The organism is Mycobacterium sp. 134 (genome assembly GCF_048282715.1).
GTDB lineage: Bacteria > Actinomycetota > Actinomycetes > Mycobacteriales > Mycobacteriaceae > Mycobacterium > Mycobacterium septicum.
Map to the genome: position 1 here is coordinate 130282 of NZ_JBLVUN010000007.1, position 26163 is coordinate 156444.

Here is a 26163-nt window from a genome sequence, read left to right on the forward strand (position 1 = left end):
ACGATGACCACCGCCCACCTGTCATTCAGCTGCACCGCCGACGAACCCGGCACCACGCCGACCGACACCGCGCGGGCCGCGACCGTCACCAACGCGCCCACGCCCAACCTGCCCGACTACGACGTGATCCTCGTCAACTCCAGCGCAGGGAAGGACTCGCAAGCCGCCCTCGACGTCGTTGTCGAGTACGCCCGCTCCGCAGGCGTACTCGAGCGAATCGTGGTCGTGCATGCCGACTTGGGCGACGCCGAATGGGATGGCGTGCCCGAACTCGCTGCCGAACACGCCGCGCACTACGGTCTGCGCTTCGAGCTGACCGGCCGCACCGCCGCCGACGGGCACACCGAGACCATCCTTGAGCGCGTCGCCCAGCGCGGCATGTGGCCCGACGCGGCCCGCCGCTGGTGCACCTCCGACCACAAGCGCGGCCCCATCCGCACGGTGATGACCAAGCTAGTTGCCGAACTGCGTGACAGCGGCCGCGTCACTGGCCGCCCCGTGCGCCTGCTCAACGTCATGGGGTTGCGCAGCGAGGAAAGCACCGCGCGCGCCCGCCGCGCCCCGTACGCCGCCAACCCGTCCGCATCCAACGGCCGTCGCCACGTCGATGACTGGCACCCCATCCACCACTACAGCGTCGCCGACGTATGGGACCGCATCACGACCGCCGGCACACGACCACACCCCGCCTACGCCGCAGGCATGACTCGCCTCTCGTGCAGATTCTGCGTGCTCGCTTCCCGCGCAGACCTCGTGTGCTCCGCACGCCTGAACCCAGCCCTGGCCGACCAGTACGCCGCCGTCGAGGCAGCCGCCGGCCATAAGTTCCGCGCCGACCTCTCGATGGCCGACATCATCGCCGAGGCACGCGGACTGCAACCCCAGCTCGCGCTGCTCGACCTGGCCGACATCGCCTGAACGACCGGAAGGAACCACGCCATGTACCGACTGACGATCGACCAGGCCGCCCACCGGCCCGCAGTCTTGAGCATTCACCCAGACCCCGACACCGCCGCCACCGCGCTCGCGGACTACCTGAGCGCTCAAGACTGCGACCCGATACCCAACCAGATCACCGCCACGCACCGGAGCTACGACCTGCTGTGCCTCGCACAACGGCGCGTCGTGACGACCGCCACCATCGAGCTCGCGGACCAGGAGGCGACGGCCGCATGAGCGCCCCTGGTGTCACCACAACGCCGCCGCTGGCCCCTTTCCGTGTAGACAGCGCCACCTTCGACGACTGGATCGACCTCAAAGCCGACACCCTCGAAAACCAACTGCCCAGACGCGAGCAACCCGGACAGGCGGCGCTGCTCGGCGATCTCGTCGAGGAAGCCGCCGCCATCGGCCCCATCGTCGGTGACCGCCGTGTCGAGCTGCAACTCATCGCCGCCGACGACCCACCCGGACCCGGCTACGTCCTGATCGTGCGCCCACGCAGCAACCCGGACCGACCCGGACTCACCACCGGCTGGACCCACCTGACCTACCCTGACCCCGCCGATGAGCCACGCGACGCGCTGTGGCTGTACCTGACCAACATCTGCGACCAAGCCAACCAGCTACTCACCGACGCCAGAAAGGTCCTGCCATGAGCTACAACCGCCCCTACATCTTCGAGCTGGCCCACCAGCTCCTGGCCGACCGTCACGCCGGCAACAGCGTCGAAGGTCATTACGCCAATGCCGAACGCAACGGCACCAGCCGTGCCGTCTTGGACCGCGCTGCCAACACCTTGCAGCGCATTGCGCCTGAGGACTTCGCGACCTGGATACGGCGGGAGTACATCGTCGATGGCTGGCTCCACGGCTACGTCGACGTCACCTCCGGCGATGAGCCGACGACTTGGGTGCTCGGTCAACTCGCCGAGGCGCACTACCAGACCCACGACGGCGACGGCCCCAATCCAAACCTGTAGCCGCACAGCACGAAACAAAACGATGAGGCCGGGCACCAGCCACATAGTGGCAGCTGCCCGGCCTCATCGTCGTCGACAGTTGTGTTCTCTTGATGTGTACGTTCACCACAGCGTCGGTTGCTTTGTGCCCAGCAGCGCGGCACTCACACGGTCTGCGTCCCAACCGTCGGCGACGGCCGCACGGATTGCCCGGGAGCGCTCGGACCGCGCCGCTACGCCCGCTCCGCGGGCGACGATCGCCGGCCTGCCGCCGCCACGGCGCATGCGCACCATGCGCTCCATGTTGTCCCGCTGGCTGCCACCGACGACGTGCTCGGCGACGCCACGCTCCACATCGATCAGTGGCACAGTTCGCGCACACACTGGGTTGTCACAGGTGTGCAACGCGAAAAGCGTTGGTTCCAAAACCTTCCCGCCCAGTGACAGTGCCAGGGCGTACCGCGAGCTCCGTACGACGCGACGTACACCGTCGCGCCTGATCCGGAAGACGCCGTAGCCGTCGTCGCTCAGCGCACCTGCCCAAACCCAGCAGTCGCTCTCGAGTGGGCCCGCAACGATCCGATTCCGAAACCGTGCGATCTCGTCGGCATGCTCGACCGGGTCGACGCGCAACGGTAGCGGTTGCGAACGCCGCCGAGGGTGCGGCGCCGCCTGAATTCTACCGTTGCCCAACACCTTCAATCCTCCGCGCTACTGGGCGCCCACGACAGCATCGCCTGATGGCGTCCCGTCCGCGCCGACTGGCGTCCGGTTGGGCAGCGGGACGACCTGACCCCCGGTGCTCGATTCTTCGGCTGCCGCGCTCGCCGCAGATTCGGTGGCGTACTTCAGGTATTCGCGCAGCCGCGACACGCTGTACCCGGTCGCCGTGCTGATGCTGGCCAACGTCTCACCGCGAAGACGCATCGCGTGCAACGCTTTCCCGGCCGCCGTGCGGTGCGTCTGACGCTTGCGCTCGGCCTCACCCTTGAGCTTTTCGATTCGATCGGCCAACCAGGCATCGACTTCGTCCACCTGCGCGGTGCGCACCGTGAACTCCGTCAAGTCGCCAATGTTGGCTCGCTCGCGCGCTTCTCGCGCCTCAGCGACGCTCTGCTGCCGCTCCATGAGGCGCCGACGCGCTTCCTTGCGGCTCGTGGTCTTGTCCATGGCGCCCGATGGTAAGGCCACCCATGCACGCTTTTCCCCGTTCTTGCGTGCGGCCGCCGGCCCACCACTCCTCGGCGCGGCTTCCAATCCCTCTTCGCATCGCCCTTCACCCTTCAAGCAGTCGTTTGCTCGTGACCAATTTTCGTCGCCCTTTGGCCTTCGCCTACCCCCTGCCCTCCACTTTCACTTTCACCTCCCGTTTCCCACCACCAGGCCGTTGACCTGCCCTTCCCCTTTTGCCCTCAGCTTCGCACCACACACCTCTTGCGCACTTGGCCTGCGTTCTGGCTGTTCAGGATGACTGGTTGACGGCTGATTCAATGTCGTGCACTACCTTTCGGGTTCGGTGATCCGGTAGGTCTCGCTGCGCCGGCGTTCGGCCGGTGCAGGCACAGGGACGCGGTCAGTACCGCCACCGGCGACCTGCACATCGCGCTCTTCGATCTCGCCGCTGACCGGTTCGGTATTCGGCAGGTCGCGAGGCTGGACCTTCGTCGGCTGCTTCTTGTCCTTGTCACCGCCAGCCCCGCCACCACCAGGCGCACCACCCATCGGCGGCATCATCGGCCCCATCGGTCCACCCGTCCCGCCCGGGGCCCCGCTGGTGCCCGTCGTGGGAACCGCGCCCGCCACAGCGGTCGGCGCCGGCGGCCCAGAGAATGACCCTGCGCCCGCCACCGGAGGCAAGGCGTCCAGGCCCGCCGCCGGCGCAGTGTCACCCCCGCCACCACCACCTCCGAGGCCGCCCAGGTCGGGCAGCGGCTCAGGGTTTATGTCGGGGATCTCGGGTGCGTTGAAGTCCTTTGACGCAGAGTTAGCGGCCTGCGTCACGCCGCCCAGTGCACTGCTGCCAGCAGAAAGCAGTTGCTGGGGAAGCGACGTCACTGGTTGCACCAGGCTGCCCAGCACCCCGCCAGCCCCGCCCACCAAGGTGGACAGCAGCATCGGAATCATCTGCGCCAGAGCCGGATCGCCCAGGCCTGGGTCACCCTCAGCCGCCATAGCGTCCTTGGGCAGACCGGTCACCGGGTCGATTTCGCCGCTGTTGATGTCTTCGGGCAGGCCGCCGTCCCCGACCGCGCCGGCTCCCCTGGGGAACCGGACTGAGGATCAGGGTTGTCTCCGGCGCCCGCGAACGGCTCGGTGCCCTGCGCGGCGTTGGTGTAGTACGTGTTGTGCGCGGCGGCGGCACGCTGTTCAAGCTGGCCGCGCTCGGCTGCCAGCTTGGCCACTGTACTTGACCACATTCCGCCCGTGCGGGTGTTGTTGAGTTGGGCGGTCTGCAGGTTCTGCCGGTTGGTGGCGAACTCCGCCGGGGTCGGGGCGGCCTGCTTGGCATTATCGAAATGCTGTGCGTAGGAAGCACTTTGCGTCTGCAAGTGGTCAGCCTGATCCGCGAGCTTGGTGAACGTGTCTGCTCGCGTGGTGAAAACTGACGCCAGGGCCGCGCCAGGGGCCGTCGAGCGCCACACCTCAGGAAGCCAGGAAGCCGCAGTGAGAAGATCGCTGGCGGCCTGCCGCAGCGCCGAACCGGCCGTCGACCAGCCCTGCGCGAATCCCATGCCGCTCTCGGAGGAGCCAGCGGCAAACTGAGTGGCGGTCACCTCCCCGGGCCCCGGCGGCACCGGCGGTAGCGGTGGCCGAACATCAGGCGTTACGGGGGGCCGCACCAACGGCGGCGGTAGCTGCTGGCTGTCGCCCCGGGTCGGGCTCGCTGTCAACGTCGACTGCGCAACCGCCCGCTGCGCCTCGGTTGCCCCGAACAGCGCCGCGATGGTTGACAGGCGCGTCGCGAGCTCGGTCAGGTCCATCACGTGAGTTCCGGCGTTGCCCGACAGCACTTCGGCAGCGGCGCTCAGGCGCAGCGCAGCCCCGGTCGACACAGCGTCGGGGGCCAGCGGAGGATGCGGCATGCCCGCAGGGATCGCGGCAGACGCGGTGGCTGCCGTCGTTGACAGTTTGGTGGCCAGAGCGGCCAAACCAGCAGGGTCAGCTTTCATCAATCAGCTTCAGGGTCGAAACGTTGGAGTCGTTGGTAAGCGGCGTTCAGATCATCCTGCATTTCCAGGCCGTCGAGGCTGTAGCGGCCAGGATCGCGTTCGAACTCCTTGCGCATCTCCAACCTGCCTCGCAGGTAAGCGACATCGTTGCAGGCGATGATGCGCGCGGCGATCGCCGAACCGCTCAGCCGGGCAATGGTGGGTTCCAACTGAATGCCCAGCGTCGGGCCTTCTGCCGATACCCGGGTGTAGACCGTGCCGTCCGGGCACCATTGCTCGAACACGGCACCCTCGTCGTCGTTCGTCACAGCCCCACAGAACCTTGCCGCTGCGCCCGCTCCTGCTCACCGGCTTCGAAGTTGCTCCCCCACCGGGCGATCTCATCGGCCTTCTCGGTGCCGAACGCGATCTGATCTTCGAGGTCCGCGCGGCGGGCAGCCAGCACGACTCCCAACGCCTCCTTCGTGCGCGCGAAGATGGGGCCGTGCGCTTGGCGCGCGACCTCTAGCTGCTCGTCCACAGACAGCGCGCTGTGAGCCTGTTCCACATCCTGCTTGAGCTCGGCGGCGGTACGTTTGAGCTGCTCGTAGTCGACTTTCAGCGAATCTGACATCCCCGGATCTCCTTGTGTGTTGGTTGGATGCTGCTATTTGGCGGCCGGCGGCGGTGGTCCCGGCGGCGGAACCTGCTGATGTGCCGCCGGCGCAGGAGGCGGCGGCGCAGCCTCGGGCGCTGCCGGAGCGGCCACGGTGCCGCCCGCCGCGGTCGGCCGTCCATAGCCCAGGAACCCGTCTTGGGGAAGAGTGTTCATCGGCTGGGGATCCCCGCCGGCGCCCACCCACTTGTCCGGCCCCAACACACCCACCAGCTTGTCCCGATACATGGCGAAATCGGCTGGCTGGAGCTGATTGGGGGCCAAGTAGTTGGTGAGGGTTGTGCCCGGTGGCGGAGCTGAAAGGCCGTTGAGCCGCAGCGCTTCGCCGTACGGGGTGCCTTGCAGCATCGAGTTCGTCGCACCGTATCGGCTCTGATCGGCGGCGGTGATGTGAGCGCCGTCCTTGAGGTCGATCCCCAGCGATGGCGGAGCGGGTGGCCCAGGAGCCAGAGCTGGATCGGGAACAGCACCAGGTGTTGCTGGCGGTGCTGGCTGGTCGGGCTTCGGCGGGTCTTTGGGCTCCGGTTCTGGCTTCTCGCCCGGCTTGTCCTTGTCGTCCTTCCCAGGCTGAGGCTCTTCGGGCTTGTCGTCAGGCTTGGGTTCCTCAGGCTTGGCATGATCGGCCGCGGCCGAAATCGCGTCACCGATCGGCTTGGTGACGGCCCCCAGGTCAAGGCCACCCCCGCCGAAACCACCTCCCAGCGGATTGCCCATACCCGACAATAACGGCGCTACACCCTGGATCGCGTCACTTAATCCCGGGCCGATATCCGGCGGCATAGACAGATCACTCAGTGTCGGATCAGGCAATGCCGGCGAGGGACCGAGCAGCCCCGGGTCGGTGGGGTACGCGCCAGGGTCTCCGCCCCCAGGCGCATCCGGGGTGGCGCCGGGTGCGCCCGGATTCTGTGGATCCCCGGAGTTCCCGCCCCTGGACCCTTGCTTGTAGAAATCAGCGAGGGCCAAAGCCATCTTCTGGCCATCGGCGGCGGCAACCTTGCCGTCGTCGACCAGCTTTTGCGCGTCTTCTGCCTTCTCCTTCAAAAACTTCAGAAACTGCAGTTCACCGTCCTGGGTGTCCAGGTTGTACTTCGGATCGTTGAGCGCGGCGACGATGTCTTTCTGAATCTTCTGTAGACCCGCTCGGCCAGCCTCGTCGGCCGCGTTGGCCGACAACATGACCTCGGCCAGCTTCGCATCAGCCTCGCGCACATTGGACTGGCGGTCATCGAGCTCTTTTTTGACCTTCTTGATCGCCTCGGACGCTCGCCCGCTGCTTTCCTCCTCGGTGGAGATGCCCTCCCCTGCCGGCATCGGATGTGGGTTCGGAACACCGGTTGGGTCATCGAGTTTCGGATCAGTGCTGCCCACCGGGTTAGCCGGGGCCCCAGGAGCATTCGCCGGCGCCGGGCTGGCCGGGGTGATCGGAGCCCGCGTTGACGGATCGAACAGGCTCGAGTGGACGTTGCGGATCCGGTCCAGATCAGCATCGGGCACCGCCGGATTCTGCGCCGAGTTGTAGTGCGAACGGTCGTCATAGATGACTCCCGTCTCAGGATCCTTGAAGCCCTTGGAGCCCGCGCCGTCGCTGGCCAGCCAGCCATTGACGTCTCGGATCTGCTGGGGAGTCAACCCCTGCTTCCACGCGTTCTCATCCCCGGTCCCATCTTTGATGTGATCCAGAACATTGCGCAGATCGTCGTAGGAAGCCATGTCACCTCGTCCCGTCGCCGCACGCCACGGCGCGGTCATCTACTGAAAACACTGCGTCTCCAAAGACATTCATCGGTCAATCACCCCAGTACGGGCCGATCGTGTGTTTCGTGTCGTACAAATGGCGTCCGCCCACCCACCGCGAAATCCCGATCGAGCCATCCGGCAGCGGATACCAGAAGTCACTGTCAGGGTGCCCTTGCACGTCGTTTGGGTTGGGCGGGCCGGTCAGCCACACGTTGTTGTCACCTTCGACGTCGCCGGGCGAGAAAACGGTCTCCTTGTGCTGGCCACCATCCTCGACGCGCTCAACGAGGTTGCCATTGTCGATGTACCAAATTCGTTGCGGTGCAACAGGACCACACACAGCAGCCACGTCGTCGTCTTTGGAGCCGAGAAGACACGCGAAAGGCTGCGGCTCACCTTGGGGCCCCCACTGCTTATCAGCGTCCGGTGCACGCGGCGGATCCTTAGGTTCCACATGGGCCACCGGGGCCGGCACCGCCGCCGGCTCGCCGAACAGCTGCTCGGCCCGGTTCAGCGCATCAACCAGCCGATAACCCACATCCAGTGCCGTCACCACTACCCACCGTCCTCGGCGCCTCGCGGCCTCGCCGGGCCGGACGGGGCGCCGGGCACATCACCGGTCGCCCCGGGCTCGGCGGAGTACAGCTGCTCCGCGCGGCGCAACGCCGCCAACAGTCGCTCAGCCATTTCACGTGCCATCTCAGAAGCCACCCATCAACCCTAACGTTGCGTACAGTTCGCACCGCACCTTCAAACTCCCTGCTACTGGGGCCGTCTGGCCATGAAGCCCGACGGCATCGGCGAGACCTTCACGACATCGCCCGTCTGGGGCGCGTGCACAACTTGGGTCGGGCTGATCGCCAACATGACATGACCAAAGCCCCTCCCATCGCGTGAGTAATTGGGGAAGATCAAATCCCCCGCCCGAACCTGCCCGGGCGGCACCTGCACCCCCTGCTTCATCTGCGAATAGGTGTCGGGTCCCAGCTGGACCCCGACCTGTTTCCACGCCCACTGCGTGAGCCCGGAGCAATCGAAGTTGCGAGGACCTTTCGCACCCCACACATAGGCCGTGCCACGCTTGCCCAAAGCAGCCTCGGCGGCCGTCCCACCCAAACCCGAGTGAGGATCAGCCACCAACCTGCCGTCGAGAGGGCTCGCAGCGCCGCTGTTGTGTGCGCCGGGTGATGTTTTGGCGAGTCCGGCGAAGTTGGGTAGGGAGAAGCCGCCAAGGCCAGATCCCCCGCCGCCGCTGGTGGGTGGGCGCATCCCGCCCAAGCCCGACATCGCTGCGGGGAAACCACCGCCGCCGCGGCCGGCGGCACGCTGTTGGTAGCCCAGCTGGCGCACCATTGCGGCCAGTTTGGCATCGCGGGCTTTGTAGGCCCCGATGACTTGGCGTTGCTCGTTGACTGAACCGCCCTGGTTCTGCCGGAGGCTCGGGCTATTGGATTCCGACCAGGGGTTGGGCGGTCCGTTGGGCATCGTAGAACGCCGCCTCATACTCGGCGGGTGGAACGTCGTTGAGGTAGCCGTGCAGCCGGCTGGTGTTGTGCCAGTGCACCCACCCGAGGGTGGCCAACTCGACGTCCTCGACGGTCTTCCATGGCCCGCTGCGGGCGGGACCGTAGATCAGCTCGGCCTTGTAGTAGCCGTTCACCGTCTCCGCCAAGGCGTTGTCGAAGCTGTCCCCGATCGATCCGATCGAGGGGACCGCACCGATCTCAGCGAGGCGTTCGCCGTAGCGGATCGATGTGAACTGCGACCCGGCATCGGAGTGACATCGCAAGCCCACCAACATGTTTCCGCGTGACCAGCGGGCCATCTCCAATGCGTCGAGGACCATCGTGGTGCGCATGTGCGAGGCGACCCGCCAGCCGACGATCATCCGCGAGTAGGCATCGACGATGAAACACACATACGCCACCCCGGCCCACGTCGGCACGAATGTCAGATCCGTCACCCACAGTTGGTTCGGCGCGGTAGCGGTGAACGTGCGCTTCACCAGATCCGGGTGACGCGCAGCGGCGGCGTCCGGTTTGGTGGTCTTGACCCGTTTGCCGCGCCGGACCCCTTCGATCCCGAGGCTGCGCATCAGGCGGGCCACCTGATCGCGGCCGACGTCGTAGCCCTCGCGGCGAGCAGCTCTCCAGAGCTTGCGGGCCCCGTAGACGCGGTAGTTGTCCTCCCAGAGCGCCATCAGGGCCGGACCAAGCTCGGCGTCACGCTGCGCGCGTGCCGACACAGGCCGGGTCTTGGTGTCGTAGTAGGTGCTCGGGGCCATCACCACCCCTGCTGATCGCAGGACGGTGATGACGGGCTCGACCCCGAACTCCTCGCGCTGGGCGTCGATGAAGTCGACTATTTCTTGTGTTGGCGGTCGAGCTCCGCCCCGAAAAAACTGGCCGCGCGTTTCAGTATCTCGTTGGCACGCTTGAGTTCTCGATTCTCCTGCTCAAGCTCTTTGATCCGTGCCGACTCCGCGCTGGACACTCCCGGAGCGTATCCGTCATCGATGTCGGCTTGGCGGACCCAGGACCGCACCGACTCCACCCCGTAGCCGAGCTGGCGGGCCACCCGCGACACCGTGCCCTGCTCGGCACCCAACTCGGCTCTCAGGGTCCGGACCATCCGCACCGCCGCGGCCTTCTCCTCCAAGCTGTAGCGACGCGTCGTGGGCTTCCCAGCAGACTGTTCCTTCGGCATACCTGCATCCTCGTTTCCAAGGTCAGGAGCCTCCGGGATTTCCAGGGCGGTTCAGACACGGTCGCGCAGGGCCATCAGCAGCGCTCGGTCCCCGGCTGGGGTGTTGGTGAAGGGGGCGGTGCGGGCAGTGTCGCTGGCGGCTGCGTTGACCACCTGGCCGCTTTGGTTGCGGCCGGCGGCATCGGCGTTGGCGGCGTCGCTGACCAATCCCGAGAGTTTGGCGTCCATGCCTGCGGTTCCTGACAGGCGTGCTGAAACCTGTTGGGCTACATCGCCGTAGGCGTTGGCGAACTGGCCCTGGCTACCCAGTGACGCCGGGGAGGCGGCGATCCTGTTCGACAACGTCGACAATGTTTGGGAGGACCCGGCCAATCCGGCCCCAGCGTCCAGCGGTGCTGCTGCGAACAACGAGTGCCCGCGGCCCAACGCCTCGGCCACTCTGGCCACCACCAAATCCAACGTCACCACCCGAACCTAAACCCACCCCAGCAACCCCCCCACACCCCAAAAAAGCGGTGGTCGGGAATCACCGGTCGGCCTCAGCGATCGCCTTGGGATCAGTACGCAGCAACACGTCAGCGCCGGCACGCTGAATGACCCTCACAATCGAAACCCCCAAACCAGTGATGTCGACGATGTCGCGCTGCAGCATCCTGTCGTCGTGCGTCATCCTCAAAACATCGGCGATCTGCCCCACCGGTCGCGTGGAGATCGCGTTCACCTCGGGGTTTCGCTCCTTGACCACGCTGGCCGCCCTATCCCACAACATGCGCCGCTCGGTCGGCGACAGGGCACTGCCATCCCCCACCCCCGCCAGAGCGATCTCCTCGATACCGCTGTGTTCGTCCTGCAGAGGAGGTGGCGGCAGGCGCCGCGACATCGCGAACAATGACACCGTGCTGCCGACAACCGACAAGTCGATCACCAACGGCCACAGGCCCGCGTCCTCGATCGGCGTTCCCAACATGATCACCAGATTGCGGATCGTCCCGTAGCTCAACTTGAACGCGAACGCTGCGATCACGATCGTCACGAACAGTGACAGCCAGAACGCCGGCCCGAAGCGCCGTGCCCGGATCGTCAAAAAGACCGCGTGGGTTTGCACGAACAGAAACACCGGAGGCACCAACGCGGCGATCGCCGCGCCCACCCGCAGCCCAAGCGGCGCGGTCAACCACGCATTGGCGACGTTGGCCACGATCGAAATGACAGTCGCCGCCACGAGCATTCCCCGAAAGAACGCCACCGCCCGGCGGGCGGCCTGGTCGGCCTCCGTCAAGTCAAACCCGCTACGTTCCTGAAGACGGTCCCACCGGCTACGGAAGTTGCCCCAGCGGGTGCGCGCGACGCGCCGCTTCTTCTTGGCCGGTGCTGACGGCTCGGCAACGGGTGAGGGCTCGGCAGACAGCGAACCGTGTGGATCCTCTGGGCCTGTGTCATCGAGCAGACTCGGCGACAGATCTGAGGTCTGCGCGCCGTTACGTACAGGTACATCGATCATCGCCATCGGTCTCTCCCGAACTGCCTTGAGTTGAAGCGAAAACCTCGCCAATCACGTTGCGGACCAGCATCTTCTGTGCGCACCCGCGAACAATGACTCAAACGTATCCGGTGACTGCCTCCCCTCTCACACCCCAAAACGCGTTGGATCGAACGCACGGTGACCGCTCGGTGTCGCTACTTGCGCTTAAGGTTCGCCCATGAGCCGACAACGGGCAGTGGCAGTTCTCCTTGGCGCTGCGATAGGTGTCGTACTAGTCGATACGGTCCTGCTTCTGGCGATATCCAGTCGGGACCCACTGCCGGCATTCGCGATCGCCATTCTCCGCGTCGCCGCCGTGGTAATGGTGCGCCGTTTGCTCGTCTTCGAGCTGTTTGCAGGGAGCGGGGCCAAGCTGCTCATGTACGCCGCGGCGTTGTTCGCGGTGTTCGGCTCCAAACTGACCTGGAGCGTGCACGACTGGCTGTGGCCGGCAGCCTGCAGGGCTCTCAGCGGCATCGCACCCGCGCTGGACCTGCTGGACAGGATCCTCGCGGCCGCCATAGCCGCGCTCATCCTCTCAGCGATTCTCGTTGCGTCTCGAAGCAATCAATGTCAGGTCGATCGCCCACCGCGCGCCTGGTCGGTTGCGCTGATAGCCGGTTTGGCATTCGCGTTCCTGTTCCTGCTCGGCCAGGAGTATCTGCGGCGGCTCGGGATCGAGCCGTGGTGCGACGCACTTACCAACGATGCGCTCCCAAGTCCTTTTCGCCTGGCGAACGAGGTGGTCTCCGGGTTCGAAGAAGAGATCGTGCTTACGGGGATCCCCTTGGCTCTACTCGCATTCTCGCGTTGGCCCGCCATGGCAGCGGCCGTGGCGGTGAACGTCCTGGCGCGCAGCACCCTGCACCTGTACTACACCGAGCAGGCCACCACGCTGTGGTGGGTCGGATGGGTGGCCATCTGGTCGGGCGCCGCACTGATGGTCGCGTTGCTCGTGGGCCGCCAAGCCATCTCAATGGGGATGTCTGTGACCCGGTGCGTGCTGGCCTATACGGTCACGACAGCCGCAACCCACAGCCTGACCAATCTCGTTGGACCAGGAGGGACCTGGCTTCTCACCTGCGGTTTGACGGTCGCAGTCGTCGTCTGTATGACACTGCTGAAACGGCGAAATCCCTTGTGGTGGTTAGAGGGCCGCAACGAAGCTGCCGTACCCCCGGTCGACTGACCCCATTGATCAGACCGGGGAAGGCCCTTACGTCCCCTTCTTCTGAACCCCGCTGCCGCCCTTTGGAGGAGTGGGCACGCCCGCCGCCGGAGTAGGCCCCTTGTGGGATGCGTGAGGCTGCCTACCGAACGTCTCGTTCGACTTACGAGGCGGTAGTGGCTGTCTGCCGCGCTCCTCGCTACCCACGGGACGCCTTGGAGACCCCGGCACCACCCTTGGGAGGCGTTGCGGACTTCTTACTGCCCGTCGACGCCGTCGATGTCGAGGTGTTCTTGCCAGGGCGATATCCGCCGCCCCGTGGCGGGATCCACCCGTCAGTGTTGTTGTTCGTCATCGTTGGACTCCTCTTGGCCTTGTGCTCCAGTATCCACGAGAAACTGCACGACTGGGGCGTCGTCGCACTTGATCCAGACTCCGTTCGTGCCATCCACGGGTCCGACGAACACGCCATCCCCGTCGAGCTCCCAAGCTTGCTCAACAAAGATCTCCCGCGGTTCGGGATACGTCGAGTAGAACGACGACGGTCCGGCGTAGCCGCCGACCCATAGGCCGTCTTTGGTGAGGATCCGTACAAACCCGGGCCTGACATGAGCGGTAGCGAAGTCCCACGCTGTTGGCGTCGGGTTGTAAAAATTGAATCTCGCTAGGAACGGCTCACCGGGGTAGAGCCTGCGGACTTCACGGTAATGCAGGGCCGCCGCGGCCCCGGACGGCACCACGAACACCAAAGCGAGCAGGATCAGCGCGGTCAAGCGAGGGTTGTCGAGCGCCTCGGCAGGGGTGCGGGCACGGTTAACAGCCGACGGGCCCAGCACCACCACGTAAACAAGTGCGAACACGCCCGAGGCGGCCAAAGACCGGATCAGCCGCAAGCCGAGATCCTGGTCGCCGGGTATGGGCCCGCGCAGCCGCGATCGGACCCCCTGATACACGAAGCCGGGGATCACGATGGCCAGGACAGTCAGCGCCTGCTGCCAACCACTGATCAACACAACCGGGAAACTACCCGACTACCAGCGCGTAATCGTTCAACCGACTGCCTGTAGCACATGTGCTAGCATTGGCTTATGGAAAGCGTGGGCCTGCGTGAGCTTCGGCAAGACGCCTCCGACCTCGTGCGCCGCGTCGAGGAGGGGGAGGAGTTCACTATCACCGTCGCAGGCAGGCCAAGCGCCCGGCTTGTGCCCGCAGCACCCCGGGCCTGGCGAAAGTGGACCGACATCGCCGAACTGTTCCGCGGCCCCAGCGACCCAGCCTGGGATAGCGACCGCGACACGATCTCCCATGAACTGCGCGACCCGTGGAACCAGACGTGAGAGCGATCCTCGATACGAGCGTGGTCATCGCCACGGACATCGGCCCGCTGGACGGGCAACTGGCTATTAGTTCAATCACGCTCGCCGAAATGCACTTTGGGGTACTCGTGGCCAAAGAACGAGAGATTCGGGCTGAACGACTCCGTCGACTTCTGGCGCTACAACGCACTTTTGACGCCCTGCCCCTCGACGAGGCGGTGGCAGCCAGCTACGGGCACATTGCGGCCGCGGTCGTCGACGCCGGCCGCCAGCCACGAGCACGTTCGATGGATCTGCTTATCGCAGCCACTGCCCACGCCCACTCGGCTCGGCTTTACACACGCAACGGAGGCGACTTCACTGGCCTGGACAAGCTGATTGAGATTGTCTCGATCTAACGCGATCACGCGTCGTCGTCGTCGGTCGCGTCGCTTACGTCCCCGCGATCTCGCGGTAAAGTGCTCGGGCCCTTGACAACTGGCTTTGAATCTCGGTCAGATACGCTTGCCGCCCCTGCGCGTAGGCCAGGTCAGCGGACGAATCGCCAGGGCGCTGCTGCAACCAGAAGATCGACTTCCAGATGTCGGCTGAGCCGGGACCACCCTTACTCCCGAGTCGGCTGAAGAACTCGCCGATATTACGGTTCGGATCGTCGCGGCCCGGATAACTGGTGTCTTGCTGAAAAATGCCGTGCCAGGCGCCTGCCCCGCCGTTGGCGTGAGGCCGCAGCCCGCTCTCCTGCAAAGCGGTCGACAGAATCGCAGTCGCTTGTTCGCGCGAGTACCCGCGCCGCCATGCCTCCCACACGATCCGGGCCGCCACCTCCCGCGGTGTCGAGTTGCGGGTCAGCAACCCGCCCGCGCTGTCGGGTGGACGTCCCATCGGTGCGCCGCTGTTGTGTGCGCCGGGTGATGTTTTGGCGAGTCCGGCGAAGTTGGGTAGGGAGAAGCCGCCAAGGCCAGATCCCCCGCCGCCGCTGGTGGGTGGGCGCATCCCGCCCAAGCCCGACATCGCTGCGGGGAAACCACCGCCGCCGCGGCCGGCGGCACGCTGTTGGTAGCCCAGCTGGCGCACCATTGCGGCCAGTTTGGCATCGCGGGCTTTGTAGGCCCCGATGACTTGGCGTTGCTCGTTGACACGGTCGCGCAGGGCCATCAGCAGCGCTCGGTCCCCGGCTGGGGTGTTGGTGAAGGGGGCGGTGCGGGCAGTGTCGCTGGCGGCTGCGTTGACCACCTGGCCGCTTTGGTTGCGGCCGGCGGCATCGGCGTTGGCGGCGTCGCTGACCAATCCCGAGAGTTTGGCGTCCATGCCTGCGGTTCCTGACAGGCGTGCTGAAACCTGTTGGGCTACATCGCCGTAGGCGTTGGCGAACTGGCCCTGGCTACCCAGTGACGCCGGGGAGGCGGCGATCCTGTTCGACAACGTCGACAATGTTTGGGAGGACCCGGCCAATCCGGCCCCAGCGTCCAGCGGTGCTGCTGCGAACAACGAGTGCCCGCGGCCCAACGCCTCGGCCACTCTGGCCACCACCAAATCCAACGTCACCACCCGAACCTAAACCCACCCCAGCAACCCCCCCACACCCCAAAAACTGCTGATCAGCCGGGGCCGATTCGGGCGAGCAACGCCCGAATCTCAGGCGGCGCTTCGACCTGACAAGACTCGACCGCAACGATGACCTCGTCGGACACGCCAGCCGCGGCCGCGGCCTCAGCGACCGACATTTGCGCCGCCGTCCGCGCGACATACAGCTGTGGCCCGTACTCGTCGGGACGCGCGGCCCCGGCGGCCCGCACAACGTCGTCATAGGCGTCGCGCACAGTACGCAGCAACCCCATCGTCGTTTCCGAAGGTGACATCCGCGCCACTGCCGACACTGTGCTGTCGATTTTGCGCACGTCGCGCAGGGTTTTTACCACCGCCGGCCAGTACTTCGGGTCATCGGCAGCAGGCAGATCAGCGACTGACGGTGCGATGCTTTGCACCGCCACTTCCAACGCCGGAAGCATAAAGTCGATACGTCCAGGTATCGCGCTCTGCTTGGCGGGCGCGCCGTAACTATAGCGCCACTCCGCGATCTGCCCCGGTGTCAGCTCCAGTCGCTGCTCCAGTCGGGCGCGCATGCGTTCGCGCGGCCAGGCGTGCCCTTTCTCGAACGATCGCAGCGCCGCGTGTGAGATGACCTTCTCACTCATCAATTGTCGCTGCGTAACACCCTTTTTCTTGCGCCATGACTCGAACTGGGCGCCCGCGAATTCAATCCCGGGATCGACCTCAGAGCCTGACACCGCGCCAGTCTATAGCGCAGCTTTGGCCTATTTGGGCGATGCGTAGCTGTTGTCGCGACACGACTCGCATAAGTATCTATTGCGATAGTTAGAGGGTTCGCTCTATAGTCTCGAACTATCGCGGGATGGAATCAACGCGGTGTTTCTCATACGGAAGGCGCCAGCCATGACCCGACCAGCACCTACACACGCTGCGAAATCACCGGCCACCGAGTCGGCGGTCCTGCCGCCGTGCATGGCCAACCCACAACTGTGGGACTCCACGGATAACGCCGAAGCCATCGCGGCGTGCCGGCGCCTGTGCCCCCGACGTGTGGCCTGCGCCCAAGAAGTCCTTTCCAACGTCCAAAACATCGACGGCGTCGTTGCCGGTGTCGCCCTGCCTGCGCAGAACGAACACGGCACCAGCAAGCGCCGCCGCGCCGCGGTCCAGCACATCCAAGCGATCGCTGCCCAGCGGCCCCAGCCCACGAAGGCTGATCCGACTACGCAGCCGGGCCCTGCCGGTTCCCGCGGCTACCACGCCCACCACGGATCCGCCGGCCAGCCCGAGATAGCCGACCGCCAGGGTTCCGCTGCGGCAAGAACTACCCGGCCGGCCGCCGCTCAGAGGTCATGCGGCACAACCGCAGTCATCGAGCGCGCCGACGACATCAGCAGTAGGCACGTGGGTCAGACCGGCGCCGCCGAATTGACTGGCCTGAGCAAGGATTACCTCAAGCAGCTGCGCCGCCTGCGGAAAGGCCCGAAATGGTGGCGCACCGCTACCGGTGAGGTGCGCTACTGGGTCATCGACATCGAGAAGTGGATGAGCCGGCGCCAGCGCAGCCAGATCCTTTCCGGTGGCCGGCGCCGCAACCACCATCGCTCCGCTGCGAACTACCCGCACCCGAGGCGTCCGGTCGAACACTCCACGGCCCGCCAACTGAGCCTGTTCGAAAGTCCCGACATAGCGGAGCCGGGGTGGTCAGCGCCGAGCACTGTCCGCCATCTCGCCAACCATCAAGGTTTCAGAAACCAGGGGGTCTTTCGGCCGCGGGAATTGCAGCCTGGCCAATGCGATCTCGCTGGTGCCGCGCTCATTACGGGTCTGACACACAACCGGCTGCGTGCCCATCACAAAAAGGGCACTGGCCCTAAATCCTGGGTCAGCGGCGGTGGCATCCGCTATTGGGAGGCCGACGTGCGCGCGTGGAGGGAGCAGCTCCCCGACCACAGCGGCGAGGAGCCAACTGCCACAGAGCCGATCGCCCAGGCGAGCTAGGGGTATGCCGTGAACCCCACCCCGAGAATGGTCCACGCAGCCAACGCCGTGCGACAGCACGCCGCGGCGGTAGTCCTGGTGGCCATCTTCGTCCTCGGACTCGGCGCTGCAGCCACCCTTGCCGCGGCCCGCGCCAGCGCCAGCGCCGTACAACCCGCGCCAGCCGTCGAGATGATCCGATGAGCAGCCACGACTTCTACCTGGCGTTGAGCCTTCTTGACGAAGCCGCAGATCGCTTGCAGGACCGCCGATACGGCACAACCCGCCTCACCGACCACAGCCACGGCGCGGTGCTGCTCACCAGCGTGCACCGCTACACCCGCGCCCTCGGCCACCAACTGACCCTTTTCGCCGCAGACAGTCGCGGGCAGGCCGCCGTCGTCGACGCCCTCTCCCCCAGTCTTCGGGCCGAACCCTCACTGCGCATCAGAACCGTGCGCGCCGCCCATCTCACGTTCTACGCCGACACCGGGTCGTGGACGTTCCGTGCCCGCGGCCGGCACGACTACACGCTGACCTCTGAAGTCGGGGAGAGCGGATGGTCACTGGCCATCGACGAACAGACCCCTGCACAGTACGACAGCATCGACACCGCCATCGACCAAGTCCTGTTCCACGAACCGGCCGCATGCAGCCAGGTCACCAGGAGCCGTCAATGACACCCCAACACCGCACAGACGATCACCCGTGGCCGACACTGACACTGGTACCAGGCCCCTGCCAACCTCGTGTTGAGAGCGCGAAGATCAACGCCCGGCAGCAGGAGATCCTCGACGTCATCGCCGCCGCACCGGATCCGGTCAGCACCGGGGATGTCCGCAAACAGGTCAACGCAACGCGCGCAACGGATCTGGTGCTAGAGCAGGTGTACCGGGCGTTGCGAGCGCTGCACGACCGCCGACTGATCGAACGAGTCGAGGTTGAGGGCGCCTCCCAGGTTCACTGGCAGCTCACCGCCGCGCAGCGTCGCCGGCATCTGCACCCGCTGCTGCAGAACGGGTCACCACGATGACCGGCAGTGATCACGCCTACACGCCCGAATCCATCCGGTCCGCGGCCCTCGCGCACGGCTGGCAAGTCCATCGCCGGCGCCGCGGATACGAGTTCGCCTATCAGAGTGACCGATTAAAGGTGAACTGGGACAAGCGCAATCAGCTGCGTCACGCGACTCTGCACTGCGACCATCCGGTAGCCGCGGTTCACCGATTCGACGATCTGACAGACCGCCTACAAATCAGCGGGCTGCTGCGATGCTTGGCCCGTCACCCAGACGCCGCCACAGTCCTCGACCTCGTCGCGCATCTTGCAGACGGCCGCGAGCTGTTCGTTCCCGGCGCAGGCCACCACGGAGACCCGGTGGGCCCGTACTCACTGATCGACCGCCAACAGCTGCACTACCACCCCCTCAACCCCGCGCAGCTGCCGGTAATCGCCATTGAAGAACGTGGCAGCGGCCGAACACGATTCATCTCCGCCGCGCACCTGGCACACGCTCAACGTGACGGCTGCTGCTCGACGGTCTGGGCCACGGCGGCCGAGCACTGGGACGAGCTCGCTGACCTCGATCACGACGCTGAACACCCAATGATCTTCGGGCTGCACGCGCCGACGCAACTGTTGGTGCATATCGACGACTTACCCCCGACCTGGTTTGGCACCGACTGAGCGAAGGACTCTGCGATGGCCCCCAAAGGATTGTCCAAAAACCAACGCTGGCTTCTGTTCCACGTCGGCGGATGGAGGATCGTCGACGCCCTGGTCCTACCTGCGGGAGCCGACCAACTCGTTGCCATGACCAGCGCCAGCTCGACCGGTCAGATCAGCCCAGAGGCTCCGAACTGGCTAGGAGGCTGGGAGATCCGCGGCGACTGCATCCGGTCGCGCAACCCTGCCGGCCCGCGAGTCGAGATCACCGCCGGCCAACTCGCTCGCTACGCCGCCGCGCTGCCCGACACGCTCAAGGCTGAACTGGCCGCAGCCAGCGCCGCCAACAGCGCCAACGCCGCCGACCGGGCTCGACTCTGTGCCTGCGGCCACGATCCGTGCGACCGCGGCCCTGGTCACGTTCACGACCTCGATCCCGCCCAGGTCGAAGCCCTCGACGTCGAGCAGAAACGCATCCGCGAGTGGGGTACGGGCATACTTCGCCGCGCGCTGTATCTCGGCGGCGAGCAGCTCGGACTGTTCGAGGTGGCCTCATGACGACGGCGGCGCCGGAAACTGCACCACCACAGGCGATGTCGGTGTGGCCGTGCGGCTACTGCCGCGTCGACTCGTCAACCCGCTACGGCGATCCGTGCCCGTGCTGCGGGCGCAGCAAGCCCTTGCCGTGGTGGACCATGACGGTCCCCGAAGACGTTGTCCGACTCACCGTCCGCACCCAACAAGGAGTTCACCCATGAGTCCCAACACCTATATCGAGCTAGTTGCCCTCGGAATCCTCGGTGTGGTGGCCTTGGAGCTAACACTGTTGTGCGCCTGGCGGTTACGGGGTTTGTGGGCTAAGGCCAAGCAGGGGCACATGGCGTTCGCGGGCTTGCATTTCGTCGGCACCGCCTCTGTGACCCTAGCTATCGTGCAGGTCGCCTTCGATCCGCCCTGGTCGATCGACTGGAACGCGCAGATCCCGTGCCAGCACGACTGTGGATGGGCTTTCTACTACGTCGGCATCATCGCCTTCCTGCAGGCCTGGGCGATCCCCGCACTGGTCGCCACCACCGCGATGGGAATCGTGCTGCTGCGCGCCATTCTGGAAGCCGAGTCGTTCACCAAAATCCGTGGTGCGCTTGGTATCGGATCCGGATCAGACGAGCTGGCGGACTCTATTGACCGCATCGACGCGCACGCGCCCACCGAGACCCGTTGAGCGCGACGAACTGCTGCACCTGCCGAGCCCCCTCAGCCCTGTCCCACCCCGGGCAGAACAGTACGACACAACAGGAGGAACACCGATGACAAACATATCTGCTACATCCGCGGGCACTGTCGCGTCGCCCGCCAGGCCACCGGCGACCGTGCGGGTGATGTGGCGACGTCTGCGACTGAGGATGCGTCGTGACGCGCTGGCCGCGGTGAACACACCGGAGTCCGCAGTGCAGCTGGCAGACAGCCTGCTTGCTCGAACTGCGGTCGCGCACGACCACACCGAGATGTGGTGCAGTGTCGCAGTATCCCCTTTGGCCGCACTGCTGGCGGCTGGTTCCGCGGCCGGCAATGGCCGAGGTTTGAGCTGGGTCCGGGCCACCGTCGCAGCGCTACAAGCGCCGGCACCGTCAGAGAGTGCCTGGAATGCAGCCGAAGCTGCCGTTGGTGGCCTGTCCCCCCAGAGATTCCGCGCTGCGATTCCGCAGCTGCGCCAGTTCGATCCGCGTCAGCGTCGGTCGCTCGCACTCGTCATGGGTGAAGCGCTACACCGGCTGCCCAGCCCGCACTACGCCGTCTGAAGGGTTCCGTGAGCCAGACAATCTGCGCCCACACAGCGTTGACGACGCGTAGACATCGATCTGTGACCCCGGCGTGTCATCGCCGCGACGGCCGCGAGCTAGGGCATGCTCAACAACCACGGACAGTTAACAATTGTCCCACCCGTTGTACCACACGAGAGGGGTTGAGCGCCGCCTACCGATCATCATGCCGCCTCAAGGCAGGCGAACGGGGCCTGAAACGCAGAAATCCCCGCCGAAGCGGGGAAATCTGCGTGTGAGCCGAAGGGCCAACTTCGGCTCAGGTCTCCAACAAAAGAATCTCTGAGCTCATCGTCGGAGCAACCCCGATAAAGGGGCCAGCCAATAGGGACCAGCGAATAGAGGTGCCAGCCAATAAAGGCTGGCTCCAGGATAAAGGACGTCCTAGTGAGCCGCAATACCGGAATGCCGTACTCTCATTTGCCCTTCGGGCATCTACCTAAACCCGTTTCGCGACAACGTCTTACGGCGGTTCGCCGATGACGGCCCCGGCCGCACTGACCAGTCACGTGCCGCCGGTCTCCCCCGCTCTTGTGTGGAAGAAACTGGCGCGGCTGATCGCGGCGCCCGGGCGCACCCAGATGCGGCTGTACGACACGCAGACCGAGAAGTTCTCGGACACAGGCCGGCTCACCGAATCTCTGCCGTGGCGCTCTGCCGCGGTGTATCTGTACACCCAAGGACGCACTCAGGTCCTCGCACTGGACTTCGACGCCAAGCATCACAGCGCCGAACAGGTCAAGGCCGACCTCGATACCGCCGCGGCATGGATCAGCTCGTGCGGTGGCGCGTTCATCACCGACTCGTCGACCAACGGCGGCCGTCACCTCATCGCTCCCCTGGCGATCGGCACGTCAGCGTCATGTGACGAAATAACCTCGCTGGTGCGACTTCTGGCCAGCCGACTGCCGACACTGGACATCACTCCCAACACCGGCGCCAAGCAAGGCTGCATCAGCGTGCCCGGTTCGCCGGATAAGAATGGTGGCTACCGCCAGCTCGACGGCAGCCTTGCCGACGCCGTGGAGGCCTTCACCACCCGATCGGCTCCCGACCTGCTGCCACGTCTGCAGATGCTGCTCGGGGCATTCAAGCCATCCCCCCAACTCACGCCCGCGGCTGGTCGTCTGCCGGCCCCTATCGACGATTTTCTCGAAGGCACTGGGGAGGACGTCCGGTTGGCCCCGGCCTACTGCCGTACCGATGAGCTGCCGGCCGACGTCGCCGACTTCGCCGCCTACGGGGTCTTGAACCCCAAGCGCCTGACTTGGGAGACCAACCACCAGGCCCGCATGTCGGTGATCGTCAACGCCTTCGCCCGCGGCTACAGCGTCGCTGATCTGCGCGAGCACATCGCCCCCGGCAGCTGCTGGCACACCGGACTGGGCAACGCCTACGACCGCTACAAGCACCGCGCCGAGGCGGCCCTGGAAAGAGACTTCACCAAAGCCCAGCACTGGTACATCACCAACGTCCTAAATTCCTCTCCCCCGCGGCACAAAGAAAAGAAATACTCACCGGGGGGTAAGGCACAGGGGTGGCGTGGACCGAAGAATCTTCGAGAGTGGCTTGCCAACGCAACGGCATGGGCGGATGCAGAGTTCGCTGGAAAACGGTTGCGGTGGACGGTCCGGGCGGTCCTACAAGCACTGGCTTTCTATGCCCTGGTGGCCGGTGAGCAACGATCGGGCACCTGGCTGGTAGGCGTGGGGGGTAGAACGCTCTCGATCGGCTCAGGGCTTCTGAGCGAGGACAGCGTGTGGCGAGTGCTTGCCGACCTACGCGAACGACCAGGGTCTCCGATCGTTCTGGTGCGCCAGGCGTTGGGCACTGAGGCCGACGCCTATGCTCTGACCAGCCAGAATCGGGTGAATACGGATCCAGCGCGAGCGCAGCGGGTACGGGTGGAAGCAGTTCACGAAGCCTGGAGTGTGATCGGCCACCACCTACGTCACGTGTACGAGCTTGTGGCCTATCACGGATTGACGAACAAGGCCGACCTGTACGCGGCCGCGGCGGTACCGCGAGCCACCGGTGACACCATGGTCACAGCACTGGAAATCGCCGGCCTGCTCACCAAATCAGGATGGGGAGCAGTCGGAGTCGGCCACGTCAGCCTCGATGACATCGCTGGACAACACCACCTCGACCAACTGCGCGAAGAACGTCTTGACCGGCACAAAGCCGAGCGCGCAGCCTGGCGCAAATGGCTCGACGACCGCGAACAACAACGCAACCCACAGGCACCCCCAGAAGGATTCGCGCCGGCCAGCGTGGGTGACGACCACGCCGAAGAACACGCAGCCTGGCGAGAATCCATGATCACCACCGGCCCCGGCGAGGTGGATATCGAGCTGGAAGCCCTCGATCTGATCACCGACGTACTCGGCGGCCGAATACTGTCCCCTTGATCCCAACCAGGGGCCGGTTTTCTCAGAATTCGCGGGTCAGTTCCCCGAGGTGTCCCGGCGTCATGAATTGTGAAAGCGCATCCAGATAGGTGCGTGCCACACTGCGATACCGTTCGGCCGCGGTCGAATCAGCTTCCAGAAGATCTTGCTGGGCTGCAATGAGCAGTCGGTTCGCTTCCCGAAGGGCAATGATCTCCGCCCGAGCGTTGGCGAGATCCGAATTCTCCGTCGCCGCAACGACACTGGGCGTCGTAACCGGGCCCAGCTGCGACGGCAACGCATCCTCATAGACATACCAGCGCAAACGCTCTGGCCGTGGCATCGCTCCGCCGCGCAGCACGCCATTTTCGATCTCTTTGACGACCGTGCGGCGATCCTTGCCGAGCCGTTCAGCAGCCTCTGTCACCGTCACGATCGCACCAGTCGGCACCGTCTCGACATGAGACGGCGGATACTTCAACTGTGGCGGATCAGTCGACGTCGTGACGGACTCGCCCCCTCCCCCGACTCAGCAACTAAGAACACCATGCCCTTATTTAACGACATAATAGCGACATCAGCGGCCGACACCGACCCGCATGTCCTTAAATAACGACATGCGTGCCCTAAAATAGCGGCATCGGCTCACGCGGCGACACCGCGGAACCCAACGCAAGGAGATCGAACGTGCGGGACAAAGTGGTGGGTGTGCGTGTCAACAAGACCGAAGGCGCGTTCCTGGCCGGCCAAGCACAGGGCTACGGACTGACCACCCCCGAGCTGCTCCGAGTCTCCGGACTGCTGCTCGCAGAGCTGCTCAAGACCCGCAACGTCACCGATCAAATACTCGGCCAGACCCTCAAAGCCATCGCCATCGACGACATCGCCGCGGCCGATGTACTCGCGATCCTCAGCGAACCCGACGTCAACGTCGAAGACCAGCTCGCACATCTTCTGCGCACCGGCGGCCGACAGCTGCAAACCGCGTCCTGACTCCAAGCCGGGGCGGTTCGGCCACCCCATGGGTCACGTCAGCCGAGGCTCTGCCCGATCACTCAACGAGGCAGTCAAGGCGGACAACCAGCCAACTGCATTACGACGCTGTCGGAATCCACCTAAGCCCCATGAGGCCATTTCGTCACTGTGACACTGCAGGGTCGTGAAAGCCAAGTTTGAACGCAACCAAACCAAACCGGCCCGGGAGTCTGATCGCCCGCGCCGTGTCCCCTTCCTTCGTTCCCTCGACATGTGACTCCCCCCGCTTGACCGTCTATAGATCTGGCCGACGTGGAAAGTCGTCCGCACAGCGGAGATTTGGCCCGTAGCGTTAAACGCATGAGCGATGTGAACAGTTGGGATCATGTCGAAGGGCCGGATCTGATAGCCCACCTCGAATCCGAAGCTGGTGTGATCGCGGCCCTCGGCGAACGGGTGTTGGGCGCGATAGAGAGCCTCGCGGGCGACGGTCGAGCTGGTGCAAAGTGGAAGGGCGAGTCAGAGGCGACAATCTCGGGGATCGCCCGGGCAGCGAACACCGCCACCGCGCAGCTACGGAGCTACGGCGAAGCGATGACAGCGGCGGACTACTACGACGCCAACCTGATCCGCGGCGACCGCGACTAAGCCGGCGGGGTTCCGCGGCATAGGACCCTTGCCGGCACATCTAGGCGAGATGCCACCTGAGCGTCGTGCCCCCGCACGAGCATGCGCTGAAGTCAGGGTCAGGCCAGGGCGAACGGGAGGTAACCTGCGAAACCTGGGCACTGCCGACATGCGCCTCCAGTGCGTACAGAAACAGCTCAACTCGCCCTGGTGCATCGTCGACGTCAACCCCCAGCTCCACATCGAGTGACGCCTCGATACTCCGGCCGAGAAGCCACTGCCAAAACGCTGCGAGCGTCGACCAATCAACCCCCGTGTTGCTCGTCAGGCTGTATTCGTCCACTCCGATATCGTCAGGGTGTTCAGCGACAAGCCCGGGCCAGTCGACTCCCGACCAGCACCGCGCCCATCCCGGCCACGGGCCCTCGGCCTGCGTCAGTTCGGCATCCGCGAGCGCAGTGCGCAGCCAGCACGGAACATCAGCGTCGGGCGAGAGCCTCACCGCGGTCGGACCACAATGGCCGGCGGGATCGGCGGCCACAATCAGCGACTCCCGTAGCTGGTCGATTCGCGCGGCCAAAACGACGCCCGCGCTTTCGCGCATATCCAACCCCCACGTGTCCTCAGCGACGAAGCTACTCATGCCACGAGTCTGCACCCATACACCGACATCACCCGCGCGACCAACCATCATGAACAGGCCTGAGACACATACGGCCCACGCGCATCAGGCATCTCAATCCCCCCGCACGTACGCTCGGGGTTGCGCGCAAACGCCGCGCGACATGAAGCCTCGTGACACGCGATCGCCCAGTGCACTCAATCCGATCACTCCCCCACGCGCAACCTTGAGATGCAGACGAACGTGATCGCGAACTGTCGGACGCGAGGCGACGGCCCGGCCTCCGAAGTGTGCGCGCTACCAAAGCGATCAGAGCTGGCAATTCGAGCCCGGCCGACCTCGAAGGGCCGACGCGG

The 26163-nt window shown here is 65.3% G+C and carries 37 protein-coding genes and 1 other annotated feature; of the genes, 18 read left to right on the plus strand and 19 right to left on the minus strand.

The window, feature by feature from the left end; translation table 11 throughout:
- Nucleotides 1–3 precede the first annotated feature (3 nt).
- The 4 genes from ACNQVK_RS04460 to ACNQVK_RS04475 are packed head-to-tail and all read left to right on the plus strand — an operon-like array spanning nt 4 to nt 1921.
- A complete protein-coding gene (locus ACNQVK_RS04460) occupies nt 4–918 on the plus strand; it encodes a phosphoadenosine phosphosulfate reductase family protein (RefSeq protein ID WP_418028607.1) in 915 nt (304 codons plus the stop codon).
- 21 nt (nt 919–939) lie between these two features.
- Nucleotides 940–1176 carry a hypothetical protein gene (locus ACNQVK_RS04465; protein WP_418028608.1) on the plus strand — a complete coding sequence of 79 codons (237 nt, stop codon included), beginning with the start codon at nt 940–942 and terminating at the stop codon, nt 1174–1176.
- On the plus strand, nt 1173–1598 hold the full coding sequence (locus ACNQVK_RS04470; RefSeq protein ID WP_418028609.1) for a hypothetical protein: 426 nt from the start codon (nt 1173–1175) through the stop codon (nt 1596–1598). The genes ACNQVK_RS04465 and ACNQVK_RS04470 overlap by 4 nt, the downstream gene beginning before the upstream one ends.
- On the plus strand, nt 1595–1921 hold the full coding sequence (locus ACNQVK_RS04475) for a hypothetical protein (RefSeq protein WP_418028610.1): 327 nt from the start codon (nt 1595–1597) through the stop codon (nt 1919–1921). Before ACNQVK_RS04470 ends, ACNQVK_RS04475 begins: the two co-directional genes overlap by 4 nt.
- A gap of 102 nt (nt 1922–2023) precedes the next feature.
- Here ACNQVK_RS04475 and ACNQVK_RS04480 read toward each other — a convergent pair whose 3' ends face one another.
- The 13 genes from ACNQVK_RS04480 to ACNQVK_RS04540 all read right to left on the minus strand — a co-directional run bounded on the left by ACNQVK_RS04480 (nt 2024) and on the right by ACNQVK_RS04540 (nt 11678).
- Nucleotides 2024–2269, minus strand: coding sequence for a hypothetical protein (locus ACNQVK_RS04480; RefSeq protein ID WP_418028611.1), 246 nt, complete (start codon nt 2267–2269; stop codon nt 2024–2026).
- Between the two features lie 342 nt (nt 2270–2611).
- Nucleotides 2612–3070, minus strand: coding sequence for a hypothetical protein (locus ACNQVK_RS04485; RefSeq protein WP_418028612.1), 459 nt, complete (start codon nt 3068–3070; stop codon nt 2612–2614).
- Between the two features lie 330 nt (nt 3071–3400).
- Nucleotides 3401–4072 carry a hypothetical protein gene (locus tag ACNQVK_RS04490; RefSeq protein ID WP_418028613.1) on the minus strand — a complete coding sequence of 224 codons (672 nt, stop codon included), beginning with the start codon at nt 4070–4072 and terminating at the stop codon, nt 3401–3403.
- 20 nt (nt 4073–4092) lie between these two features.
- On the minus strand, nt 4093–5070 hold the full coding sequence (locus ACNQVK_RS04495; RefSeq protein ID WP_418028614.1) for a PPE domain-containing protein: 978 nt from the start codon (nt 5068–5070) through the stop codon (nt 4093–4095).
- Nucleotides 5070–5378: a hypothetical protein gene (locus tag ACNQVK_RS04500; protein ID WP_418023019.1), complete on the minus strand. Its 309-nt coding sequence runs from the start codon at nt 5376–5378 to the stop codon at nt 5070–5072. Before ACNQVK_RS04500 ends, ACNQVK_RS04495 begins: the two co-directional genes overlap by 1 nt.
- Nucleotides 5375–5683, minus strand: a complete 309-nt coding sequence (locus ACNQVK_RS04505) for a type VII secretion target (RefSeq protein ID WP_418023020.1) — start codon at nt 5681–5683, stop codon at nt 5375–5377. The genes ACNQVK_RS04500 and ACNQVK_RS04505 overlap by 4 nt, the downstream gene beginning before the upstream one ends.
- A 33-nt stretch (nt 5684–5716) precedes the next feature.
- Complete coding sequence (locus ACNQVK_RS04510; RefSeq protein ID WP_418023021.1) at nt 5717–7438, minus strand: DUF4226 domain-containing protein; 1722 nt, start codon at nt 7436–7438, stop codon at nt 5717–5719.
- A gap of 76 nt (nt 7439–7514) precedes the next feature.
- Nucleotides 7515–8018 carry a hypothetical protein gene (locus ACNQVK_RS04515; RefSeq protein WP_418023022.1) on the minus strand — a complete coding sequence of 168 codons (504 nt, stop codon included), beginning with the start codon at nt 8016–8018 and terminating at the stop codon, nt 7515–7517.
- Between the two features lie 2 nt (nt 8019–8020).
- Nucleotides 8021–8176 carry a hypothetical protein gene (locus tag ACNQVK_RS04520; RefSeq protein ID WP_418023023.1) on the minus strand — a complete coding sequence of 52 codons (156 nt, stop codon included), beginning with the start codon at nt 8174–8176 and terminating at the stop codon, nt 8021–8023.
- Nucleotides 8177–8227: 51 nt separating this feature from the next.
- The gene (locus ACNQVK_RS04525) at nt 8228–8818 is read right to left on the minus strand and encodes a C40 family peptidase (RefSeq protein ID WP_418028615.1); all 591 of its coding nucleotides are present in this window, start codon (nt 8816–8818) and stop codon (nt 8228–8230) included.
- A 91-nt stretch (nt 8819–8909) separates the two neighbouring features.
- Nucleotides 8910–10171, minus strand: a protein-coding gene (locus tag ACNQVK_RS04530; RefSeq protein ID WP_109545117.1) for an IS3 family transposase whose coding sequence is annotated in 2 segments (ribosomal slippage) — nt 8910–9862 and nt 9862–10171 — 1263 coding nt in all. Because the reading frame shifts where the segments join, the coding sequence is not laid out codon by codon here.
- Nucleotides 9741–9872: a sequence feature (AL1L pseudoknot), on the minus strand. Its footprint overlaps the gene before it by 132 nt.
- 51 nt (nt 10172–10222) lie before the next feature.
- Nucleotides 10223–10636, minus strand: coding sequence for a hypothetical protein (locus ACNQVK_RS04535; RefSeq protein ID WP_418028616.1), 414 nt, complete (start codon nt 10634–10636; stop codon nt 10223–10225).
- A 61-nt stretch (nt 10637–10697) separates the two neighbouring features.
- On the minus strand, nt 10698–11678 hold the full coding sequence (locus tag ACNQVK_RS04540; RefSeq protein ID WP_418023025.1) for a hypothetical protein: 981 nt from the start codon (nt 11676–11678) through the stop codon (nt 10698–10700).
- Nucleotides 11679–11871: 193 nt separating this feature from the next.
- Between ACNQVK_RS04540 and ACNQVK_RS04545 the strand changes: the two genes are divergently transcribed.
- Entirely contained in the window at nt 11872–12882 is a 1011-nt protein-coding gene (locus ACNQVK_RS04545; RefSeq protein ID WP_418023026.1) for a hypothetical protein, read from the plus strand.
- Between the two features lie 178 nt (nt 12883–13060).
- On the opposite strand, the gene ACNQVK_RS04550 is transcribed toward ACNQVK_RS04545, so the two are convergent.
- Nucleotides 13061–13216 (minus strand): hypothetical protein, encoded by a 156-nt coding sequence (locus tag ACNQVK_RS04550; protein WP_418023027.1) that lies wholly within the window; start codon nt 13214–13216, stop codon nt 13061–13063.
- Complete coding sequence (locus tag ACNQVK_RS04555) at nt 13197–13874, minus strand: DUF6338 family protein (protein ID WP_418023028.1); 678 nt, start codon at nt 13872–13874, stop codon at nt 13197–13199. The genes ACNQVK_RS04550 and ACNQVK_RS04555 overlap by 20 nt, the downstream gene beginning before the upstream one ends.
- A 75-nt stretch (nt 13875–13949) precedes the next feature.
- Between ACNQVK_RS04555 and ACNQVK_RS04560 the strand changes: the two genes are divergently transcribed.
- Both ACNQVK_RS04560 and ACNQVK_RS04565 read left to right on the plus strand, forming a co-directional pair.
- Entirely contained in the window at nt 13950–14198 is a 249-nt protein-coding gene (locus ACNQVK_RS04560; protein WP_418023029.1) for a type II toxin-antitoxin system Phd/YefM family antitoxin, read from the plus strand.
- The gene (locus ACNQVK_RS04565) at nt 14195–14575 is read left to right on the plus strand and encodes a type II toxin-antitoxin system VapC family toxin (protein WP_418023030.1); all 381 of its coding nucleotides are present in this window, start codon (nt 14195–14197) and stop codon (nt 14573–14575) included. Before ACNQVK_RS04560 ends, ACNQVK_RS04565 begins: the two co-directional genes overlap by 4 nt.
- 34 nt (nt 14576–14609) lie before the next feature.
- Here the strand turns inward: ACNQVK_RS04565 and ACNQVK_RS04570 are convergent, their stop codons facing one another.
- On the minus strand, nt 14610–15722 hold the full coding sequence (locus tag ACNQVK_RS04570; protein ID WP_418023031.1) for a hypothetical protein: 1113 nt from the start codon (nt 15720–15722) through the stop codon (nt 14610–14612).
- A 53-nt stretch (nt 15723–15775) separates the two neighbouring features.
- Nucleotides 15776–16465, minus strand: a complete 690-nt coding sequence (locus ACNQVK_RS04575) for a helix-turn-helix domain-containing protein (protein WP_418023032.1) — start codon at nt 16463–16465, stop codon at nt 15776–15778.
- Between the two features lie 166 nt (nt 16466–16631).
- Between ACNQVK_RS04575 and ACNQVK_RS04580 the strand changes: the two genes are divergently transcribed.
- The 9 genes from ACNQVK_RS04580 (at nt 16632) to ACNQVK_RS04620 (ending at nt 23604) form a co-directional block, all read left to right on the plus strand.
- Entirely contained in the window at nt 16632–17729 is a 1098-nt protein-coding gene (locus ACNQVK_RS04580; RefSeq protein ID WP_418023033.1) for a hypothetical protein, read from the plus strand.
- A 9-nt stretch (nt 17730–17738) separates the two neighbouring features.
- Nucleotides 17739–17912: a hypothetical protein gene (locus ACNQVK_RS04585; protein WP_418023034.1), complete on the plus strand. Its 174-nt coding sequence runs from the start codon at nt 17739–17741 to the stop codon at nt 17910–17912.
- The gene (locus ACNQVK_RS04590) at nt 17909–18388 is read left to right on the plus strand and encodes a hypothetical protein (RefSeq protein ID WP_418023035.1); all 480 of its coding nucleotides are present in this window, start codon (nt 17909–17911) and stop codon (nt 18386–18388) included. The genes ACNQVK_RS04585 and ACNQVK_RS04590 overlap by 4 nt, the downstream gene beginning before the upstream one ends.
- Nucleotides 18385–18741, plus strand: coding sequence for a transcriptional repressor (locus ACNQVK_RS04595; RefSeq protein ID WP_418023036.1), 357 nt, complete (start codon nt 18385–18387; stop codon nt 18739–18741). Before ACNQVK_RS04590 ends, ACNQVK_RS04595 begins: the two co-directional genes overlap by 4 nt.
- Nucleotides 18738–19394: a hypothetical protein gene (locus ACNQVK_RS04600; protein ID WP_418023037.1), complete on the plus strand. Its 657-nt coding sequence runs from the start codon at nt 18738–18740 to the stop codon at nt 19392–19394. The genes ACNQVK_RS04595 and ACNQVK_RS04600 overlap by 4 nt, the downstream gene beginning before the upstream one ends.
- A 15-nt stretch (nt 19395–19409) precedes the next feature.
- Entirely contained in the window at nt 19410–19931 is a 522-nt protein-coding gene (locus ACNQVK_RS04605; protein ID WP_418023038.1) for a hypothetical protein, read from the plus strand.
- 196 nt (nt 19932–20127) lie between these two features.
- Entirely contained in the window at nt 20128–20595 is a 468-nt protein-coding gene (locus ACNQVK_RS04610; RefSeq protein ID WP_418023040.1) for a hypothetical protein, read from the plus strand.
- Between the two features lie 85 nt (nt 20596–20680).
- Nucleotides 20681–21172, plus strand: coding sequence for a hypothetical protein (locus tag ACNQVK_RS04615; RefSeq protein WP_418023041.1), 492 nt, complete (start codon nt 20681–20683; stop codon nt 21170–21172).
- A 500-nt stretch (nt 21173–21672) separates the two neighbouring features.
- The gene (locus tag ACNQVK_RS04620; protein ID WP_418023042.1) at nt 21673–23604 is read left to right on the plus strand and encodes a hypothetical protein; all 1932 of its coding nucleotides are present in this window, start codon (nt 21673–21675) and stop codon (nt 23602–23604) included.
- Between the two features lie 22 nt (nt 23605–23626).
- Here the strand turns inward: ACNQVK_RS04620 and ACNQVK_RS04625 are convergent, their stop codons facing one another.
- Nucleotides 23627–24016, minus strand: a complete 390-nt coding sequence (locus ACNQVK_RS04625; protein WP_418023043.1) for a hypothetical protein — start codon at nt 24014–24016, stop codon at nt 23627–23629.
- 254 nt (nt 24017–24270) lie between these two features.
- On the opposite strand from ACNQVK_RS04625, the gene ACNQVK_RS04630 reads away from it, so the two are divergent.
- A complete protein-coding gene (locus ACNQVK_RS04630) occupies nt 24271–24576 on the plus strand; it encodes a hypothetical protein (protein WP_418023044.1) in 306 nt (101 codons plus the stop codon).
- Between the two features lie 342 nt (nt 24577–24918).
- Complete coding sequence (locus ACNQVK_RS04635) at nt 24919–25206, plus strand: hypothetical protein (protein ID WP_418023045.1); 288 nt, start codon at nt 24919–24921, stop codon at nt 25204–25206.
- A gap of 40 nt (nt 25207–25246) precedes the next feature.
- On the opposite strand, the gene ACNQVK_RS04640 is transcribed toward ACNQVK_RS04635, so the two are convergent.
- Complete coding sequence (locus tag ACNQVK_RS04640) at nt 25247–25828, minus strand: hypothetical protein (RefSeq protein WP_418023046.1); 582 nt, start codon at nt 25826–25828, stop codon at nt 25247–25249.
- Between the last annotated feature and the right edge of the window lie 335 nt (nt 25829–26163).

Bases quoted from the DNA above. Each gene is read 5' to 3' on its own strand.
- ACNQVK_RS04460 (WP_418028607.1), top strand. From the start codon at position 4: ATGACCACCGCCCACCTGTCATTCAGCTGCACCGCCGACGAACCCGGC.
- ACNQVK_RS04465 (WP_418028608.1), top strand. From the start codon at position 940: ATGTACCGACTGACGATCGACCAGGCCGCCCACCGGCCCGCAGTCTTG.
- ACNQVK_RS04470 (WP_418028609.1), top strand. From the start codon at position 1,173: ATGAGCGCCCCTGGTGTCACCACAACGCCGCCGCTGGCCCCTTTCCGT.
- ACNQVK_RS04475 (WP_418028610.1), top strand. From the start codon at position 1,595: ATGAGCTACAACCGCCCCTACATCTTCGAGCTGGCCCACCAGCTCCTG.
- ACNQVK_RS04485 (WP_418028612.1), bottom strand. From the start codon at position 3,070: ATGGACAAGACCACGAGCCGCAAGGAAGCGCGTCGGCGCCTCATGGAG.
- ACNQVK_RS04490 (WP_418028613.1), bottom strand. From the start codon at position 4,072: ATGGCGGCTGAGGGTGACCCAGGCCTGGGCGATCCGGCTCTGGCGCAG.
- ACNQVK_RS04495 (WP_418028614.1), bottom strand. From the start codon at position 5,070: ATGAAAGCTGACCCTGCTGGTTTGGCCGCTCTGGCCACCAAACTGTCA.
- ACNQVK_RS04505 (WP_418023020.1), bottom strand. From the start codon at position 5,683: ATGTCAGATTCGCTGAAAGTCGACTACGAGCAGCTCAAACGTACCGCC.
- ACNQVK_RS04510 (WP_418023021.1), bottom strand. From the start codon at position 7,438: ATGGCTTCCTACGACGATCTGCGCAATGTTCTGGATCACATCAAAGAT.
- ACNQVK_RS04525 (WP_418028615.1), bottom strand. From the start codon at position 8,818: ATGGTGCGCCAGCTGGGCTACCAACAGCGTGCCGCCGGCCGCGGCGGC.
- ACNQVK_RS04540 (WP_418023025.1), bottom strand. From the start codon at position 11,678: ATGGCGATGATCGATGTACCTGTACGTAACGGCGCGCAGACCTCAGAT.
- ACNQVK_RS04545 (WP_418023026.1), top strand. From the start codon at position 11,872: ATGAGCCGACAACGGGCAGTGGCAGTTCTCCTTGGCGCTGCGATAGGT.
- ACNQVK_RS04550 (WP_418023027.1), bottom strand. From the start codon at position 13,216: ATGACGAACAACAACACTGACGGGTGGATCCCGCCACGGGGCGGCGGA.
- ACNQVK_RS04560 (WP_418023029.1), top strand. From the start codon at position 13,950: ATGGAAAGCGTGGGCCTGCGTGAGCTTCGGCAAGACGCCTCCGACCTC.
- ACNQVK_RS04580 (WP_418023033.1), top strand. From the start codon at position 16,632: ATGACCCGACCAGCACCTACACACGCTGCGAAATCACCGGCCACCGAG.
- ACNQVK_RS04590 (WP_418023035.1), top strand. From the start codon at position 17,909: ATGAGCAGCCACGACTTCTACCTGGCGTTGAGCCTTCTTGACGAAGCC.
- ACNQVK_RS04595 (WP_418023036.1), top strand. From the start codon at position 18,385: ATGACACCCCAACACCGCACAGACGATCACCCGTGGCCGACACTGACA.
- ACNQVK_RS04600 (WP_418023037.1), top strand. From the start codon at position 18,738: ATGACCGGCAGTGATCACGCCTACACGCCCGAATCCATCCGGTCCGCG.
- ACNQVK_RS04605 (WP_418023038.1), top strand. From the start codon at position 19,410: ATGGCCCCCAAAGGATTGTCCAAAAACCAACGCTGGCTTCTGTTCCAC.
- ACNQVK_RS04610 (WP_418023040.1), top strand. From the start codon at position 20,128: ATGAGTCCCAACACCTATATCGAGCTAGTTGCCCTCGGAATCCTCGGT.
- ACNQVK_RS04615 (WP_418023041.1), top strand. From the start codon at position 20,681: ATGACAAACATATCTGCTACATCCGCGGGCACTGTCGCGTCGCCCGCC.
- ACNQVK_RS04620 (WP_418023042.1), top strand. From the start codon at position 21,673: ATGACGGCCCCGGCCGCACTGACCAGTCACGTGCCGCCGGTCTCCCCC.
- ACNQVK_RS04635 (WP_418023045.1), top strand. From the start codon at position 24,919: ATGAGCGATGTGAACAGTTGGGATCATGTCGAAGGGCCGGATCTGATA.
- ACNQVK_RS04640 (WP_418023046.1), bottom strand. From the start codon at position 25,828: ATGAGTAGCTTCGTCGCTGAGGACACGTGGGGGTTGGATATGCGCGAA.